Origin of the sequence: Silvania sp., assembly GCF_051656365.1 — a bacterium.
Classification (GTDB): Bacteria; Pseudomonadota; Gammaproteobacteria; order Enterobacterales; family Enterobacteriaceae; genus Enterobacter; species Enterobacter hatchlandensis.
The window spans coordinates 58,571-75,667 of sequence record NZ_JBOGBT010000094.1 but is presented as its reverse complement, the minus strand read 5'-3'; the positions used below and the strand labels follow the sequence as shown (position 1 = coordinate 75,667).

The following is a 17,097-nucleotide window of genomic DNA, read 5'->3' as shown; positions in this document are numbered from 1 at the left end:
TTATATTCCATAATATTCAACTAACTCCTCAACCTGTTCAATAGCCAAACGGATATTGCTTTTTTGAGGGATTTTTTTAAATCTAGCAACGTCACGATCAATAGTTTTAATGGCGTCACACAAACTCTGGAATTCAGGCTTTATTCTAAATCCAGATTCACCTTCAATGACATCTTCACCAATTCCACCCAAATCACTTGCGACAACCCAACAACCACATGCTGAGGCCTCGCGAGTGACAAGACCATAACTTTCAGGCCAGGTTGAAGGTGCGAATAATACATCCATCCGGCGGTACAATTCGACAATCCTGTTTTGAGGAACACGTCCAATAATAGTTACTGGTACTTCTCCCCACTGAATTTTATCGACATAGTTTTCTTCTTTACTATGATCAACTAGCATCATGCTAATATTGGTAGGCTGTATTTTCTCAATGGCTTTTTTGAGTAAGAAAAATCCTTTATGGGCGGACATGCCACCAATATGCCCGCAAATCACACGATCATTATCGGCTGTATCTTTAGGGGCCCAGGGCTGGTTCGAACTAATACCATTGCGATTAACTCGGATCTGATTAAGCCCATTTTTACGATAGATTTCTGCAAATGCTTCCGAAACTGTCAATATTTCCTTCGCGCCTAATAGCAAGTCGGATAAATATTCAATACGTTCAATAGACTGCGAAAAATTGACATTATTCGGTAACAGGCGCGGAGCGAAACGATCCGGATGCCCCTCTGGATATAGCTTGCCATCTGCATCGACGAGGAATTGGAAGTCTGAAATCCACCATGCATCATGTGCTGTAACTACATAAGGGATACCCATGTCCCGTGTGGCCTCTACTACTGAACCAGTAAGCCTTTGCACACAATGGAAGTGAACCAAATCAGGTTGTTCAAGTTCTAAAAATCGTTCGAACAAATCGTACATATTTGGATCTTGTGGATGCCAATCCATATTCTCACGGTGAAGAATAGTTGAGCGATATACTGTTATATTATCTTGTTGATAAATATCTAGTTGATAAGGAGTGGTACAACGCTCATCAGACGTGAAAACAACAAGCTCGATTTCATCTCCATAATGAGATTTTAAAATCTCCACGTTATCGGCCACTACACGTGTAGCCCCCCCAATAGCTTGTGGGGGATAAAAGACGTTAACCAGCGCGATTTTACGCTTTTTCGTTCTGGTTGGTGCAAGAGCCTCTAACTGCGCAACAAGTTCCTTTCCAAGTGAAACCACACTGTAATTCTTTTCAACTTTGGTCAACGCTTTTTCAGCCATCTCTTTACGCAGAGATACATCTTCAATCAAATGGCTTAATGCGATAACCCACTCTTCCTCACTGCTAGCAAGATAAGCATCTTCTCCATGTACAAGTACATCCCTGTAATTCTGTGTGCTACTCACGACAGATGGGATTCCGAAGCAGGCGGCTTCAAACCATTTCAATTCGCTTTTACATGCGTTAATGACATCATCGTGTAACACAGCCAGGTTAATATCAGCCTGTTGCAACAAACTCCAGTAAGCCTTAATGCTTGAAAGAGGGGGGACTTGTTTGAGTTGATTAGCAAAACTACTAGTAAAAGTAGTGGGTAACTTTAAATATCCTGCTATTACTAATCGTACGTGAGGATATTTTACTAAAATCTGCGTTAAAGCAGGGAGGGCTTGCTCAATGAAATCGCTATTGTGTGCTTGAGTTCCACTACCGTAAAAAATATCTATAAATTCGCGATTATTACGTTCAACAGGCTTGATGATACTATGTTTATCTAGACCATTACGATGGAGTAGGCAGATTCCAGTTGTGACTAATGCTTTAAGTTTTTCACATAGGGGGAGTGTAGATGCGAGCCCGTAACTACACAAACGAGCTGCCGCATAAAACAGCGCCATTCCTTTGCGAAGTTCAATATGTGTGTCGAGAGAAAGATATCCACCGTAGGTTTCAAGGTTTGCGGGGTAAATAGTATCGAAAAGAAGATCATCAATTTCATAAAGTGATATTTTTCCAGCTGCATTTACTTTCGCAATAGCTTTTATCACTTCAGGAACTGCTGGGACTCGGTAAAAAATCACTATGTCATGTAAAGCTAATTCGTTTGCATTTTCAGCTAACTTTGTCCAGTCAATACATGTAACTGATTTCCCTTGGCTTTCAAGTTGTTCTGTTTTTTGTTCTATACGGTATCGTACACATTGGGGCACATGATAATCGCCCACAATAAGAATTTTATCATGATTAATGTTTGACTTAGGCTGAATGTTTTCACCTGCACCATTTGCAGCTAAATAAGCTTTGTATATTGTTTCTGTGTAAATCCATGTCTGGTCTTGCATGTCATTTCTTTTATCTAATGTTGACAGCAATTGCAGCTTTCCGGCAAAGGAAAGATAATATTTGTTTACATACTGATCTAATTGTTCTCTTTGGCTGGTAAAATCGGGGTGGGAACTTAAACCCTTGCTTATGGCAATAAGTGCCTCATAATGTAAATTATTTGCGCTTTCAGCTTGAGCTAATAAAGGGAATAACCAACGACTTGAATTATCGTTCGAATCCGAAGACTGTTGATTGATAGCTTCGTAATAAATATCTGCAGCAGTCCTGTTATCACCTGAATCTAAATAGGTATTGCCAAGCAGTTCCAAAACACGAGCGGTTGGGCAGAAATATAAAGCCATACGGTATGCTGAACGAGCCGCCTGGCGTTCATGCTCTGAGCCATTGCCTTTATGCTTAAGATAGAATGATTTCCCAAGTCGCTCATAAAATGCCGCATTATCGACAGCGCTATCAGCAAATTCAATTGGTTGTGATATATTACCGCCCAGAACATTTTGGATAAGTTGTATAGTTACATCCTGACCATTTTTTTTATTGCGTTCAAAAACCGCAATAATATCATTTTCATTTAAATCAAGCTTACTATATCCACCATGCATCTTCATCCATTCAACTAATGTCCTGGCTCGACCTTCTTTTTTACCATGGAGCAACCAATGCACTTTAGCCTGGATCTCATTAATTCTTCCATTCTGGCTAACATCAGGATAGTTTCTGCAATAAAAATCAGGATCTATTTTAAACTCTGTATCTTGAGCATCATGGATATCGTGATTCTTGAGGAGTTGATGCAAGTTAGGGTGGCGCAGTTCTTTTTGGCCGAAGCTCTGCCAGTGACGATGTAATCCTGCCTCAGTTATCCCTGAGAGATCATTGTAATATTGTCCGTAAAAAATGGTATCTAATTCAGGAGATAAAACAATTTTCTTCTTACGCTTGAACATTAACATGTAACTTATCTTATTATTTAAAGTGTTTTATAGCAATTGGAAACCTGACGGAATGTCTTTTTATCAGTTGATTCCAACTATTTATTTAATCGATACGTGCAATCTATTTAATTATGTATGAATGCATTTTTTTTGATATTTAATATAATATTCCAACAATCCTTTTTTTATTCATGGTTTTAAACCTCCTTGTTCTTTTTTTTGAGGATATATTCGTTAAGCAATCACGGGCATATTATTAGCTTGAAGTTTTTAATAAATATTATTTTGATTAAATAATTATATTAAATTCACAGTGTCGTCAGTCTTGGTGCTCGCGCAGAGTTGCAAGACCCATTATGATCAATCCGTATAATAGGCAAAGTAGAACCCCTGTAGTAAGGAGGTTATAGAGACGGCGTGGATACTCGGCATCTTCTGCCAGTGTTGGCTGACTGATGACCAGCAGATGCTTAAGTTTGCGATATGCCTCTACTCGAGCTTGTTCGAGGCTAATCAGGCCGGTTTTATAAAGATCTGCAGCTAATGTCGCTTGGGTTTGCACATCTAAGTAGCGAGCGGTAACCTCATTCATCGCGTCTTTATCCACGCCGGTAAGTCTGGATTGCTCTTGCGCAAGTTGCTGATTTAAAGCATCGACTCTGGCCTGAACAGAAACAACCGCAGGTGCAGTTACTTTCATATAGCTTTGCAGCTGTTTTAACTGTGCCTGTTGCTGTGCGAGTTGGCCTTCAATCTGGCTAACTACACCGAGGCGGGCGCTACTGGTTGATTCTGGGCTGATAAGGTGATGGCTATTCTGGAAATCGAGAACTTTGGCTTTTTCAGTCTGAACTCGCTGATAGGCACGATCAACCTCTTTTTCAACGAAGGCTAGTTGCTCCAGTGCTACCTGATGCCCCAGTTTATTAATGAATTGATCGGACTCTTGGAGCATCAATTTCACTACACGCTGACCGTAGACAGGGTCAAATGCTTGTAGTTCTATTGTCAGCACACCGGATAATTCATCAAGATGTAATGACAGGTGTTGACGATAATATTTAATAAACTCTTCCCGGCTGGCATTGTCAGGCAAGCGGGAGAAGTAATCGACTTTGTTGCTTTGATAATGGGCTTTCAACCCAAGCTCTTTATCCAGCTTGTCGAGAAGATCCGGGGATTTAAGGTAGTCCTGGATTATCAGTATATCTTCATGATTACTGCCACCAATTCCCAGCATCGAAAGGGCATCAGGCAGCATTTTGATTTGATCCGCCTGCTTAACTACTAGCTCTGCCCGGCTCACGTAGCGATCCGAAACAATGACGCAAAAATAAAGCGCAGCAATGGCAAAACACCCTACCACCCACAAAAAACTGCCGAGTTTAAGGCTCTTTTTCCATGAGTGGTGGGCAAGCTTGAAACCGGTGGAATCAACAATAAAATGTTTGGGTTTATTTTTTAATTTGTGCAGCTTGCGCATCAAACCGGTGGATTTGTTAGAGCGGGTTGGCTGGGTCATGATTTTGGGCTTGTTATAGTTTCTGATAAATACGGATGGCATCTTCGATATTGTCGAATAACTCAAGGGTGCTGTTACGCAGTAAAATACCCATATCGCATTGCTGGCGTAAGTTCTTCATGTCGTGCGAAACCATAATCAGGCTGGCGGTCTCGCGTTTTTGGTTAAAAACATCAATGCATTTCTGTTTAAAGCGGGCATCACCTACTGACATAATTTCATCGGTCAGATAGATTTCAAAATCAAAAGCCATGCTGACGGCAAAGGAAAATTTTGATCTCATGCCGCTGGAATATCCTTTAATTGGCAGCTCGAAATGCTGGCCAATCTCCGAAAACTCCTTCACCCACTCCTCAATAGCTTGAGTGTCGCGTACACCGTGAATGCGGCAGACGAAGCGGGTGTTTTCCCGCCCGGTCATGCTGCCTTGAAATCCTCCATTTAGAGCAAGGGGCCAGGAGACGCGACAGTGACGTGTTAGTTTTCCCTTACTGGGCATATCCATGCCGCCCAACAAGCGCAGCAGGGTCGATTTACCTGCTCCGTTAACACCTAAAATACCGATATTGCGGTCACGGGGTAACGTGATGCTAACGTCACGTAAAACGTAGTTGCGACCAAATTTGGTGGGGTAAAACTTCGATACGTTATCCAGAATGATCATGCTTATTCTACTTTAGCTGGCAATCAGGCGGCGATGGCTCAGGCGATAGCAACTCATCGCAAAGGTCAGCAGCACCAATGTCACACATGATAAATAGGCCCCACTGACATTCGGGCTGACATAGCCGGAGATCCAACTCCCTCGTATCAGCTCAACGGCATGCACTAATGGGTTCCATAAAAACCAGTGTTGATACTGTGACGGTATGGTTGCCAGGGGGTACATCACGCAGGAGATAAACATCAAAGGCATCATTAACAAACTTAGGAACTTATCGGCCTCTTTAAACAAGTTACCCAATACACAAAAAATAATGCCAAGTGAAAAGGAAAAGATCATCAAAAGGAAATAGATAAGAACAACTTCTAAGGGATCGTTGGGGATGGCATCAAAACCAAACCACAGTAACCCTAAAACCAATACGCAGCCCACAACCATGCCAATAACCGCTTCGAGAATAAAACGGGAAACAAAGGTAGCGAAGGGCGTGACCTGCCGATAGCAAAACAATCCTTTGTTAGCATTAACAGCCGATTGCAGCTTACTCACCACATTCCTGAAAAAGAGAAAGGGAAGGTAACTTGCAGTGATAAATAGCGGGGCAGGCGCCCCTCCAAATCCGCTGTGTCCGCGCATCCCAAAAATCAAACTAAACGCGCCAATCATCAACAGCGGATCCAACAGCGCCCAGGCATAACCCAGCCGGTAACTACCAAACCGGGTTTTTAACTCGCGAATAAGCAGGCCAAACGTCACATCGCGCAGCACCTGGAACGGGCTACGCGGCGTTTGATTAAGAATGGGTTTAAGCATGGAAAGTCGTTACCGTAGTCAGGCTCGCCCGCAGGCGAGCCTGTCTTTGAGGGTTAATTCAGGACCACGTTGGCCGCCACGGCAATCTGATAGACCACCTGGGTAATGTCTTTGATCGACTGCATCATTTTGCTGTCAATTTTCGGCATGACCAGAATCTGATCGCCCGGCATTACGCTTCCCTGGTCTTTAAACTCCATCAGCCCGTTAGCATGCACCACCGCAATGCGCTGGTCGTTCGCGCGCTCGGTAAAGCCGCCCGCCCAGGCTACGTAGTCGTCAAGTTTGGCGCCTTCGTTGTAGACCACAGCCTGCGGCATCATGACTTCGCCGCCCACCTGAATCAGGTCGGTCTTGTTTGGGATCACAATCTGGTCGCCCTGTTCCAGCAGGATGTTGGCAATCACGCCCTTATCGGAGACCACCACTTTACCCAGCGGCTGGATCTTGCGGGCCTTTTCCACAAAGCGCATCACCAGCTCGGCTTCTTTGGAACGAATGGTCGCTTCGCCATCGGAATTTGCCGGTGCGGTAAACACGCTGCGCTCCAGACGGTTCAGGGAATCATCCAGCATCTCTTTCTGCCGGGCGGCCACGCTCTTACGCATGATGTAGATCGAGCCGTAGTCCGCCAGTTTTGGATCAATCGGAATGTGATTAAGCAGCTCGTGCAGACGGGTATCTTTACGCACGGTGAAGTAAGAGGGCCCACGGTAGCTGCCCATCACCTGCACATCGTAAACCTGCGCGTGCATGTCGTCGTTAAACAGGACCTTGTCCCCATCGCTCAGCTGGATGTTGGCAAAGTCTTTGTACGGCATATACACCGAGAACGGGCCGGAAGGGCGATCGCCAATCACGCCCACGTGGCTCACCTTGGCAAGCGGCAGGGCATAGTCGATAAGCTCAGAGGCCTGGGTGTTGTTGGCTTTTAACTCGAAGCGGAACGGGTTACGCACTTTACCGGCAACGTTGATCATCGGCCCCTGCGGCTCGACCAGAATCACATCCTGATCTTTCAGGGACAGCTTCGGCATTTTGCCTTGCTGCATAAACGCATATAGGTCGATCTCCTGGATCACCCGGTTCTGACGCAGCACCTTAATATGACGATAGCTGCCGCGATCGGAGTCGATGCCACCTGCGCGTTTCAGAAAATATAAAACGCTGTCGGAAGATTGCCCGGCATATTGCCCTGGGCGGATCACCGGTCCGGTGACAAATACACTCACTGGTGTGGCGGTAAGTAAATTTACGTAAACATTTACATTATTCGTAAACACTTCGCTGATGTGGCTGGTAACCAGATTATTCACTTTGCTGGCGGCCACATTCTTGACATTAATCGGTCCTACGTCAGGAATAAAAATATTCCCCTGATTATCGACCGTGACCACGTTAGAGAAATTGACCGCACCCCAAATCCAGATATTCAGCTTATCGCCGGGGGCAATCAGGTAATTGTCATTTAACCCGTCGCTGCGCTCGGTTTCATAGCCTCCGGCAAACAGGTTGGCGCCGTACGGTGGCGGCAGGCCGGATTCGGACTGTGGCAGCAGTTTACGCACGTCGGACTCGCCCGGCAGCAGCATGCCCTGTCGATTTTGCTGGGCAAAGGTGCCGGTGACGGAAGACGTGTTGGCCTCGCCGCTTAAGGTTGACTGCGCGCCAAGCTGGGGTCGGGTATTGTCATCTGCGGGGGCGTTAAAGCCAAAGGATTGCGCCTGTTCTGCGGTCGGGGCGGCAAAAGAGGAGCAGGAGAAGCAGGCCAGCAGCAGGATCGCGGGCAATTGCCGAAATTTCATTATGTTCACAACAGTTCTCTTCAATTAGTACGCGGCAAGCAGGTTGCTGGCAGTGGCCTGGCCCAGTTGTGGGATCAGATACCACGTCTCGCCGTTCTTGCAGGTAACGCCCTGCTGGGACTGACTGTAGCTACGTTTCTGCAGCAGCTCGACGCACTCCAGCCCAAGGGCGGAGACATAGCGTTGGCCAACAGTAAAGGTGGTGCCATTGGCGCTGATTGCAGCACCCATCGGCAACGTGTTCAGAGGCTGTTGCAGGTTTGCAGACATGGCCTGGAGGTCGGTGGAAGCGGCCTGTTCAACAAGCGGGCGTGAGGCTTCAACCTGCTTGGGGGAATATGCGCAACCGCTAAGCGTGATAGCGAGCGAAATCACCAGAAGTCGGACGGCGTTGTTCATTTGTAAATATTTTCCATGTATTCAAAACCAGGCATGCAAATATAAAAACACGAGGGTGCCCGACGGATTATATTGCCCAAAGAGTGGACCAGAGAGGTAAAGCGCAAAGCAGTATGCTGAGGAAGTGAAGCAAAAAAGGTCAAAAAAAGGGTAGGCTACCGCACGGAAAATGACAATTCCGGTTAAAAATCGTTCAGTTTGATTTAGGGTCTGCCACAAAAATACTATTCAGTAAACCACTAAATTGTTTTTTAATTATTCACGAAAATGTTATGTGCGCGGAAGATTACATAAATTCAAAGATTATGTCATTCCAATTCGATACAAAATTAACATGAGATAGGGGAAAAATCTGAAAGACTATTAACTCTGGGGGGTTTACTAAAAGCATATTAATAGCACTAGTTTCTGTTAGTGATTGTTTCATATAGATAGAGTTGAAAAAGAATAATTATCAGCCGTCGCAATCGACCGATTAAGGCTGTTAATTGGTCGATTTTTGTGCGATTGGCGCAAGCAGAAATGAGGCGTGTTTTGTTAATCCCATCGCTCTCAGAAGACCACATCATTCATAAGCTTGTTACAGGCACAATAAAGAGGCGATCCGGGTCATTATCAGTACGATTTTCGTAAAGTTTTTGCTTTCCAGGCCGAAAATTCTGTACCTGTCTGGTGGGAAAGAGAAAACATGTTAAATCGTATTAAAATTGTTACCAGCTTATTGCTGGTCCTGGTTATTTTTGGCCTATTACAGCTCACATCCGGTGGTCTTTTCTTCAATGCCCTCAAGCATGACAAAGAAAACTTCACCGTTCTGCAAACCATTCGTCAGCAACAATCCACGCTTAACGGCAGCTGGGTGGCGTTGCTGCAAACCCGTAATACCCTGAACCGTGCGGGCATCCGCTACATGATGGATCAGAACAATATCGGTAGCGGTGCCACCGTCAATGAACTGATGCAGATTGCGACGGTCTCCCTGAAGCAGGCGGAGAAAAACTGGGCAGAGTACGAAGCCCTGCCGCGCGATGAGCGTCAGAGCGAAAGCGCTGCGCTGGAAATCAAACGTAACTACGATATCTACCATGGCGCGCTGGCGGAACTGATCCAGCTGCTGGGTGCAGGCAAGATCAATGAGTTCTTCGACCAGCCGACCCAGAGCTTCCAGGACGGCTTTGAGAAGCAGTACGTGAACTATCTGCAGCAGAACGACCGCCTGTACCAGACTGCCGTCGATGACAGCAACAGCTCTTACAGTCAGGCCATCTGGGTGCTGATCAGCATTCTGATCCTGGTGCTGGTGGTGATTGTCGGCGTCTGGCTGGGTATTCGTCAGACGCTGATCTCCCCGCTGAACCGCCTGGTCGACAGCATTCGCCATATCGCCAGCGGCGACCTGGTGAAGCGCATCGAGGTGGAAGGTTCCAACGAGATGGGCCAACTGGCCGACACGCTGCGTCATATGCAGGGTGAACTGATGCGTACCGTCGGCGACGTGCGTAATGGTGCGAATGCCATCTACAGCGGTGCGAGCGAAATCTCGATAGGCAACAACGATCTCTCTTCGCGTACCGAGCAGCAGGCGGCCTCGCTGGAAGAGACCGCAGCCAGCATGGAAGAGCTGACTGCCACCGTGAAGCAGAACGCCGAAAACGCCCGTCAGGCGAGCCATCTGGCCCTGAGCGCGTCGGAAACCGCGCAGAAGGGCGGGAAAGTGGTGGATAACGTGGTGCAGACCATGCGTGACATCGCCGGCAGTTCGCAGAAAATCGCTGACATCATCAGCGTCATTGACGGCATTGCCTTCCAGACCAACATCCTGGCGCTGAACGCAGCGGTAGAAGCGGCGCGTGCCGGTGAACAAGGTCGTGGTTTTGCGGTGGTCGCGGGCGAAGTGCGTAACCTGGCGCAGCGTAGCGCCCAGGCGGCACGCGAGATCAAGAGCCTGATTGAAGACTCCGTCGGTCGCGTCGAGCTGGGGTCTACCCTGGTCGAAAGCGCCGGTGAAACCATGGGCGAAATCGTCAGCGCGGTTACCCGCGTGACCGACATCATGGGCGAAATTGCCTCTGCGTCTGATGAGCAGAGCCGCGGTATTGACCAGGTCGGTCTGGCGGTGGCCGAGATGGATCGCGTAACGCAGCAGAACGCCTCGCTGGTGGAAGAGTCCGCTGCGGCAGCGGCAGCCCTGGAAGAGCAGGCGAGCCGTCTGACCCAGGCGGTGGCGGTGTTCCGTATTCAGCAGGATCAGCAGAAAGCGCGTGCGCACACGGTAGCGAAAACCGTTGTGACACCGGTGATGGGGCGTAAAACTCCGGCAACCGACTCAGGCGATAACTGGGAAACCTTCTGATGTAAATCTGCCGGGTGGCGCTGTGCCACCCGGCAATTCCCTGGGTGTTTACTGTTGGCGCGGATCGCTGATCGGCTGACGTACCAGGAAGATGTACGCCAGCGCCCCCAGTGCCGTGACGCAGCCGCAGATGATCAGCGCCAGGCGGAACGAGTGGGTGGTGTCGACGATAAAACCGGTCACAATCGGCGCAAACGAGGCGCAGATAAAACTGGCGAAGTTTTGAATGCTGCCCACCGAGGCGGTCATGCGCGATGCCACGGCCACGTGGATCAGCCCCCAGCAGGACGTCCCCGCAAAGTGGATGCAGAACAGCGCCATCCCAATCAGCAGTACCGCACTCATCGCCGTCGTGGCCTCTGGCACCACAAAGGTAAAGGCCGCAGAACACAACATTCCGCTGATAATACACAACTTGCGGCTGCGTACCGGCGCCATCCCGCGTTTAACCAGCGCATCCGTCGTAAAGCCATTCACTAACATCCCCGCCGCACCAAACAGGAACGGGATCGCCGCCATCAGACCGGTGCTTTTGAGATCCAGGTTATACGCCGTCTGCAGATATCCTGGCAGCCAGGCCAGATACAGCCAGGCGGTGTAGTTGATGCCGCTAAAGCCGAGCATCATTCCCCACATGGTGCGGTTGCGGAACAGGCTGCGCCATTCGGCAAAGCTTAACGGGTCGCGGCGGGCGTTGACGCTGCCTGCGTTCAGATAGGCCTGCTCAACGCCGCTCAGTGCAATCTCCTCGCGGTTGCGATAGAGCATGTACCAGCCAATGGCGAGGAAGATACCGAGCACGCCGATGGTGATAAACATCCCGCGCCAGCCCATCACCAGCATCATTGCTGCCAGCAGCGGCGGACTCAGCGCCACGCCAATGGTCGAGGCGGCATTGAAAATGCCCATCGGACGGCCGCGTTCTTTAATGTTGAACCAGTCGTTGATCACCTTTACACCGCACGGGTTCATTGGCGCTTCACCAATCCCCATTCCGATACGCACCAGCACGAACTGAGTGAAGGTATGCACCATGCCGGACATCGCCTGGAACAGCGACCAGAAAAACATCCCGATCCCCAGCATCAGGCGCGGACCTTTGCGATCCAGCAGCGGGCCGCAGGGCAGCTGTGCAATGCCGTACGCCAGTGAGAACACCGACAGCAGGGCGCCGATCTCGGTGGCGCTCAGCCCCAGCTCCTGACGGATGGTTAAATTCGCCACCGACAGCGAGCTGCGGTCGAGATAATTAATCACCGCAGCAAAAAATAATAACAACATTGCCGTGGTCTGGATGCGTTTAATACGCGGCGAACGTTCAAGGGCACCGTCTGGCGGCACGGAAATAACGGGTGCGTTTTCTCTGTCAAAAGTGGTCTGCGGGTCGAGGGTTATATTGCTTTTTTCCACGCCGGACTCCTGAATTATTGTCGGGTTATTTCTCTTTTTTTGTTTTATTAGAGAAATATCAATAACGATTAGTGATGGAATAAAACAATGCATCACCGCTCACGAATAACAACGAATAAGTCGACTCCTCGTGAGCATAGGCAGGCTTAATTTTCCCGCGTGAGGCAGATGGCTGAAGCGTGCAGTGGGTACAGATTTGCTGTTTTTAATCGGTACTTAATAAAACACCGTCGCGCTCTGTTTAATGGAGCGGATCATCGACTGCTTGGCGGTGTGAAGGTGGTTACGCATCGCCAGATTGGCATCCAGATCGCTGCGGCAGATAAGCGCGCTGAGGATTGTCATGTGCTCGTCGATGGCGATGATATTGCGCTGCTTCAGGTCGCTCTCGTCCCACTGGTAGTGGAAGTGGAAGATAAACGAGATGATCTCCAGCGACTGGTTGAAAAAGATGTTGTTGGCGGCGGAGAGCAGCAGGGAATGGAAGTCGCGATCCAGTCGGGAGAACTTGCGAAAGCTGTCGCCGATGCTGTCGCGCAGGGCGCGGTGCTCCTCGAGCAGGGTTTTGGCCTGCAGCCAGCGCGGGTCGCTGTCGGGCAGGTTCAGAAAATGCTGCAGGGCGTGGGTTTCGAGCATTTCGCGCAGCTCAAACAGCTGCTCGGCCCACGACTGGTCGAACTGCTTCATCCGCCACTGGCCGCGCTTTTCGCTCTCGATCAGGTTGTAGCGGCTGAATTTAAGTAAGTACTCCCTTACCACCACAGGGCTGACGCCCGCCGCACGGGCCAGCTCCAGCTCGGAAAACGCCTCTCCGGCGCGCAGCACACGCTGGTTGATCATGGTGAGAAAGCTCTGCTCGAACAGCCGGGTTTGCTCGGCCAGCGGGGCGATTTCGCAGGTAAAGCCGTCATCGATGTCGGGCTTGCGGTCAATCACGTAATCACTGTTCACCCGGGTCAGCACCCCGCAGTCGCACAGGTGAGCCAGAATATGGCGCACGGTGGTGCGGCTGATGTTGTACATCTCTGCCAGCGCGCTTTGCGACGGCAGCGGCGAGGGGATGTGCCCCCGGGACATATCGTCGATGACCTGGTTAATGACGTTATGACGCAAGTTTTGCGAGCGGCTCATGGCGGTTCCTTATGACCAGTTCAGGGCATTAAAACCGTATTTAAAACGGCTTTATGCGCTGCGATTCACAATTTCTGTTTTTGCCCGCCCGTTATTTCGCATTTTCATCAATATCTGAAACCACTAAAGAACAGGAGAGCGAAAAAATGACGACGATGAATGCGCTGGTGTGCCAACAACCGAAAAAACTGATCTGGACGACGCGTGATATCCCCGCCCCGAAAGAGAACGAAGCGCTGATAAAAATAAAAACGGTCGGTATTTGTGGCACCGATATACATGCCTGGGGCGGCAATCAACCTTTTTTTAATTATCCCCGGGTGCTTGGGCATGAAATATGTGGCGAGGTGGTTGGTCTCGGCAAAAATATTCAGACGCTGCGGCAAGGGCAGCAGGTGGCGGTTATTCCCTACGTCGCCTGTCAGCAGTGTCCGGCCTGTCTGAGCGGTAAAACCAACTGCTGCGAAGCCATCTCGGTGATCGGCGTGCATCAGGACGGCGGGTTCAGTGAGTATCTGTCGGTGCCGGTCAGCAACCTGCTGCCTGCCGACGGCATCGATCCAGAGGCTGCTGCGCTAATTGAGCCGTTCGCCATCAGCGCCCACGCGGTGCGTCGGGCCGCCATCCAGCCTGGCGATAAGCTGCTGGTGGTAGGGGCGGGGCCGATTGGCCTGGGGGCGGCGGCAATTGCCCACGCCGACGGGGCCAGCGTGGTGGTGGCGGACACCAGTCCCGCCCGGCGCGAGCATGTCCAACACTGCCTGGGCGTGACCGCGCTGGATCCGTCCGCGGCGGACTTTACGGACCAGCTCAGAGCGCAGTTCGGCGGGGCGCTGGCGCAAAAAGTAATTGATGCCACCGGCAATCCGCAGGCGATGAACAATACCGTTAACCTGATCCGACACGGCGGGGTAATCGTCTTTGTCGGTCTGCATAAGGGCGAGCTGCAGATCTCCGACCCGGAGTTTCACAAAAAAGAGACCACCCTGATGGGCAGCCGCAACGCCACGGGAGAAGATTTTGCCAAAGTCGGGCGCCTGATGGCCGAGGGCAAACTGAACGCCAGTATGATGCTGACGCACCGCTATGCGTTTCGCGAGCTGGCGGAGGTGTACGAGCCCGAGGTGATCAATAACCGCGGGCTGATTAAAGGTGTGATTGCGTTTTAAGGTTGCCATACAGCGCCCGGGGCTTTGTTGGGCGCTGTTTTTTTATTACGACTCGCCTTCGGCGCTGATGACTTTGATCTCCACCATGCCGATCCCCAACTGACGCGGAGAATGGCCGAGGATATTGCCCTCGTTGGTGGATTCCGGCGCCGGGGGCACAATCACCAGCGTGCTGCTGTGCGACGGATTATCGAAATGCAGCGTGGTGGTGGTCACGTCATTACCCAGCGTCAGGATTTGCTCTTTATCGCCGACGCGCACCGGGATGGGCTGGTTGGCATTCGGCCCCCAGGCTTTGGCGGTGATCACCAGGTCAAACTTCGCCGGGAGCGGCTGGGCGTATTCGATCTTCACCTCGTCACCAAGCTGAGCGTTAGACCAGCGTCCCCAGCTTTCCGGCCGGGAGATACCGCTGAACTGCTTCACCTCTTCCGGCGCACCGGCCACGTTAAAGACAAAGCTGTCGGCTTTATAGCGAATATTATTATCGGCCACTTTCAGCATCTCGACGTTGCGTTGATAGCGGTCGGTACTGATAACAGTATCTTTAAACGCGGTTTTGCCTTTCCACTGCGCTTTATCCACGCGCTGTACGGTCTGCTCGCCGCCGAGTTGCCCCTGCGAGACGCACCAGTCGGTAGAGAGCGACAGGGGCTGCGACCACAGCTGGCCCATCTTGTAGCAGCGATCGACCCAGACGAAATTATCCCGCGGGGCAAAGTCGGCCAGCTGGTAGCGCAGCGGCGCGGAGTATTCACTTTCCGGCAGCGGTTCAACCCGCTTATCGGATACGCGCAGCAGCAGCGGCAGGCGGAAATGGCTACCGGAGAAGGCCATCATGTTTTTCTGGCTGTCGATGGTGAAGTCTTTCAGCTCTTTCGGGAAATTCCACAGGCGGATAACGTCCGGTTTCCACGCCAGCACTTTTTCCTTCATGTTGAGGAACACTTCCGACAGCGACTGCCCGGAAAGGCTGCTGCGACCGAGGCCAATAAAGTTATCCCCGCCGAGGATATCCAGCACCGTCGCGCCGTTATCCATGGTATTGCGCTTCACGGCCATCACCTCCTGCTGAGGCTTATCGCCGCGCAGGACAAAGAACAGGTTGCTGCGATCGCGCTTGTTCAGCGCATCCCAGGCGCTGTTTTTCATCGCCAGATGGTCCGACGAGACCACGATCACCGTGTTTTTATAGTACGGCGAGGCTTTGATTTTCTCGATCAGCGCCGCGATATGCTCCTGACTGCAGCCGACGGCGCTGAAAGACTGGTTCGGTTTGCCGTTGATTTCGTAGCTTTTACGCTGGCAGGTGCGAGAGATAAACCCGTCCGGGTGATGGGTATCGACGGTCAGGGCAAAGAGCGAGAAGCGTTGACCGGACTGGGACAGTTGTTCGAACTTTTTCCAGGTTTCGTCCAGCACCGTATCGTCATAGAAGCCCCAGTCGTTGCGGTAAGTCGGGTCCGCAACCGTGGTTTTTAACTCCTCGGCACCGTACAGATGGTCGAAACCGTGGGACTGCAGGAACACGTCTTTCCCGGCGAAGCGCAGATTAGCGCCCTGCACAAAGTAGTTCTGGTAGCCGGAGTTTTTCAGGATATCGCCGAGGCAGATATTCTGCGGGAAGAAGCTGGAGACCGACGCGGAGGCGTTGCCTTCAAACGGTGCGAACAGCGGGATACCGCACTGGGAGGCAACCATGCCGGCGATGGTGTAATCGGTGCCGGGCAGCTGCGCGGTGTGGCTGAAATCGATCCCTTCGTTTTTAAGCGCGCCCAGCTCCGGGGCGAGATCCGGGAAGGCGTCGTTATCGAAGTAGGTGCGCTCGAGGCTTTCGCCATAGATATAGACGAGATTGAGCTTCGGGTTCGGAATGGTTTTGCCCGGCTCTTTGTAATATGCCGTGAAGTCCGGATCGCCATCGCGCGACTGAGATTTCACCAGCTCGGTGATCTGATGAAACGCCGGGCTGGCATCCACCGACCCCAGGGCGAGCATCAGGGCCAGCAGACTGTAGCCGAGGTGATGCGGATGATGACGGCGACGGCGCAGGATCCAGCCCAGCAGGCCGAACACGGCAACCAGCGCCACCACCACGCCCACACCAGGAAGTATGTACTTACTCACACCTGCACCGGTCAGGCTGTTGGTCAGGGTATAAAGTACCGCGTCGTTGATGCCGTCGCCGGTAAAGTAGTCGCTGGCGTACAGGGTAATGTTTAAGACGACAAAAAGTCCCAGCACCAGCAGCGTGACGGCAAACCACCAGGTGTTACGACCGGCTTTGCGGGCGTAAATCACCACCGAGGCAAGAAACAGGGCAACAGAAATAAACTCGGACAACAGCTTATCCTCAACACACGCAGCCGCTTGAGTGCGGGCTCATCGTTTAATTTTTGGGTCATACAATGTAATGGCGTTGCCATTTAGCTGCAATTGTAGTGTTACCAGATTGTGCTGTTGTTAGGATTTGGTTTAGAAATAGCAAGGTTTGACGGGCGTCGCGTTTCCCCCCAGGAGGCAGACGCCACAGCAAT

General features: G+C 50.7%; 11 protein-coding genes. 2 read left to right on the top strand and 9 right to left on the bottom strand.

Annotated elements, in window-relative coordinates; all coding sequences use genetic code 11:
• The 6 genes from ACRDD5_RS18380 to ACRDD5_RS18355 form a co-directional block, all read right to left on the bottom strand.
• A complete protein-coding gene (locus ACRDD5_RS18380; RefSeq protein WP_438677595.1) occupies window positions 1-3,312 on the bottom strand; it encodes a glycosyltransferase in 3,312 nt (1,103 codons plus the stop codon).
• Between the two features lie 301 nt (window positions 3,313-3,613).
• Window positions 3,614-4,816 carry a sugar transporter gene (locus ACRDD5_RS18375; protein WP_438677594.1) on the bottom strand — a complete coding sequence of 401 codons (1,203 nt, stop codon included), beginning with the start codon at window positions 4,814-4,816 and terminating at the stop codon, window positions 3,614-3,616.
• Between the two features lie 13 nt (window positions 4,817-4,829).
• The gene (locus ACRDD5_RS18370; RefSeq protein WP_438677593.1) at window positions 4,830-5,480 is read right to left on the bottom strand and encodes an ABC transporter ATP-binding protein; all 651 of its coding nucleotides are present in this window, start codon (window positions 5,478-5,480) and stop codon (window positions 4,830-4,832) included.
• A gap of 12 nt (window positions 5,481-5,492) precedes the next feature.
• A complete protein-coding gene (locus ACRDD5_RS18365) occupies window positions 5,493-6,293 on the bottom strand; it encodes an ABC transporter permease (protein WP_438677592.1) in 801 nt (266 codons plus the stop codon).
• A 53-nt stretch (window positions 6,294-6,346) separates the two neighbouring features.
• Window positions 6,347-8,098, bottom strand: coding sequence for a polysaccharide biosynthesis/export family protein (locus ACRDD5_RS18360; RefSeq protein ID WP_438677591.1), 1,752 nt, complete (start codon window positions 8,096-8,098; stop codon window positions 6,347-6,349).
• A 24-nt stretch (window positions 8,099-8,122) separates the two neighbouring features.
• Window positions 8,123-8,497, bottom strand: coding sequence for a hypothetical protein (locus ACRDD5_RS18355; RefSeq protein ID WP_271283149.1), 375 nt, complete (start codon window positions 8,495-8,497; stop codon window positions 8,123-8,125).
• A 688-nt stretch (window positions 8,498-9,185) separates the two neighbouring features.
• Between ACRDD5_RS18355 and tsr the strand changes: the two genes are divergently transcribed.
• Window positions 9,186-10,850, top strand: a complete 1,665-nt coding sequence (gene tsr, locus ACRDD5_RS18350) for a methyl-accepting chemotaxis protein (RefSeq protein WP_438677590.1) — start codon at window positions 9,186-9,188, stop codon at window positions 10,848-10,850.
• Window positions 10,851-10,898: 48 nt separating this feature from the next.
• Here tsr and ACRDD5_RS18345 read toward each other — a convergent pair whose 3' ends face one another.
• Window positions 10,899-12,260: an MFS transporter gene (locus tag ACRDD5_RS18345; protein WP_438677589.1), complete on the bottom strand. Its 1,362-nt coding sequence runs from the start codon at window positions 12,258-12,260 to the stop codon at window positions 10,899-10,901.
• A 216-nt stretch (window positions 12,261-12,476) separates the two neighbouring features.
• A complete protein-coding gene (locus ACRDD5_RS18340; protein ID WP_438677588.1) occupies window positions 12,477-13,391 on the bottom strand; it encodes a GntR family transcriptional regulator in 915 nt (304 codons plus the stop codon).
• A 146-nt stretch (window positions 13,392-13,537) separates the two neighbouring features.
• Between ACRDD5_RS18340 and ACRDD5_RS18335 the strand changes: the two genes are divergently transcribed.
• On the top strand, window positions 13,538-14,560 hold the full coding sequence (locus ACRDD5_RS18335) for a zinc-binding alcohol dehydrogenase family protein (RefSeq protein ID WP_438677587.1): 1,023 nt from the start codon (window positions 13,538-13,540) through the stop codon (window positions 14,558-14,560).
• 45 nt (window positions 14,561-14,605) lie between these two features.
• Here ACRDD5_RS18335 and opgB read toward each other — a convergent pair whose 3' ends face one another.
• Window positions 14,606-16,903 carry a phosphatidylglycerol--membrane-oligosaccharide glycerophosphotransferase gene (gene opgB / locus ACRDD5_RS18330; protein WP_438677586.1) on the bottom strand — a complete coding sequence of 766 codons (2,298 nt, stop codon included), beginning with the start codon at window positions 16,901-16,903 and terminating at the stop codon, window positions 14,606-14,608.
• Between the last annotated feature and the right edge of the window lie 194 nt (window positions 16,904-17,097).

Coding starts and splice junctions, on each gene's coding strand:
- ACRDD5_RS18335 (WP_438677587.1), top strand. CDS start 13,538: ATGACGACGATGAATGCGCTGGTGTGCCAACAACCGAAAAAACTGATC.
- ACRDD5_RS18380 (WP_438677595.1), bottom strand. CDS start 3,312: ATGTTAATGTTCAAGCGTAAGAAGAAAATTGTTTTATCTCCTGAATTA.
- tsr (WP_438677590.1), top strand. CDS start 9,186: ATGTTAAATCGTATTAAAATTGTTACCAGCTTATTGCTGGTCCTGGTT.
- ACRDD5_RS18370 (WP_438677593.1), bottom strand. CDS start 5,480: ATGATCATTCTGGATAACGTATCGAAGTTTTACCCCACCAAATTTGGT.
- ACRDD5_RS18365 (WP_438677592.1), bottom strand. CDS start 6,293: ATGCTTAAACCCATTCTTAATCAAACGCCGCGTAGCCCGTTCCAGGTG.
- ACRDD5_RS18375 (WP_438677594.1), bottom strand. CDS start 4,816: ATGACCCAGCCAACCCGCTCTAACAAATCCACCGGTTTGATGCGCAAG.
- ACRDD5_RS18360 (WP_438677591.1), bottom strand. CDS start 8,098: ATGAAATTTCGGCAATTGCCCGCGATCCTGCTGCTGGCCTGCTTCTCC.
- ACRDD5_RS18340 (WP_438677588.1), bottom strand. CDS start 13,391: ATGAGCCGCTCGCAAAACTTGCGTCATAACGTCATTAACCAGGTCATC.
- ACRDD5_RS18355 (WP_271283149.1), bottom strand. CDS start 8,497: ATGAACAACGCCGTCCGACTTCTGGTGATTTCGCTCGCTATCACGCTT.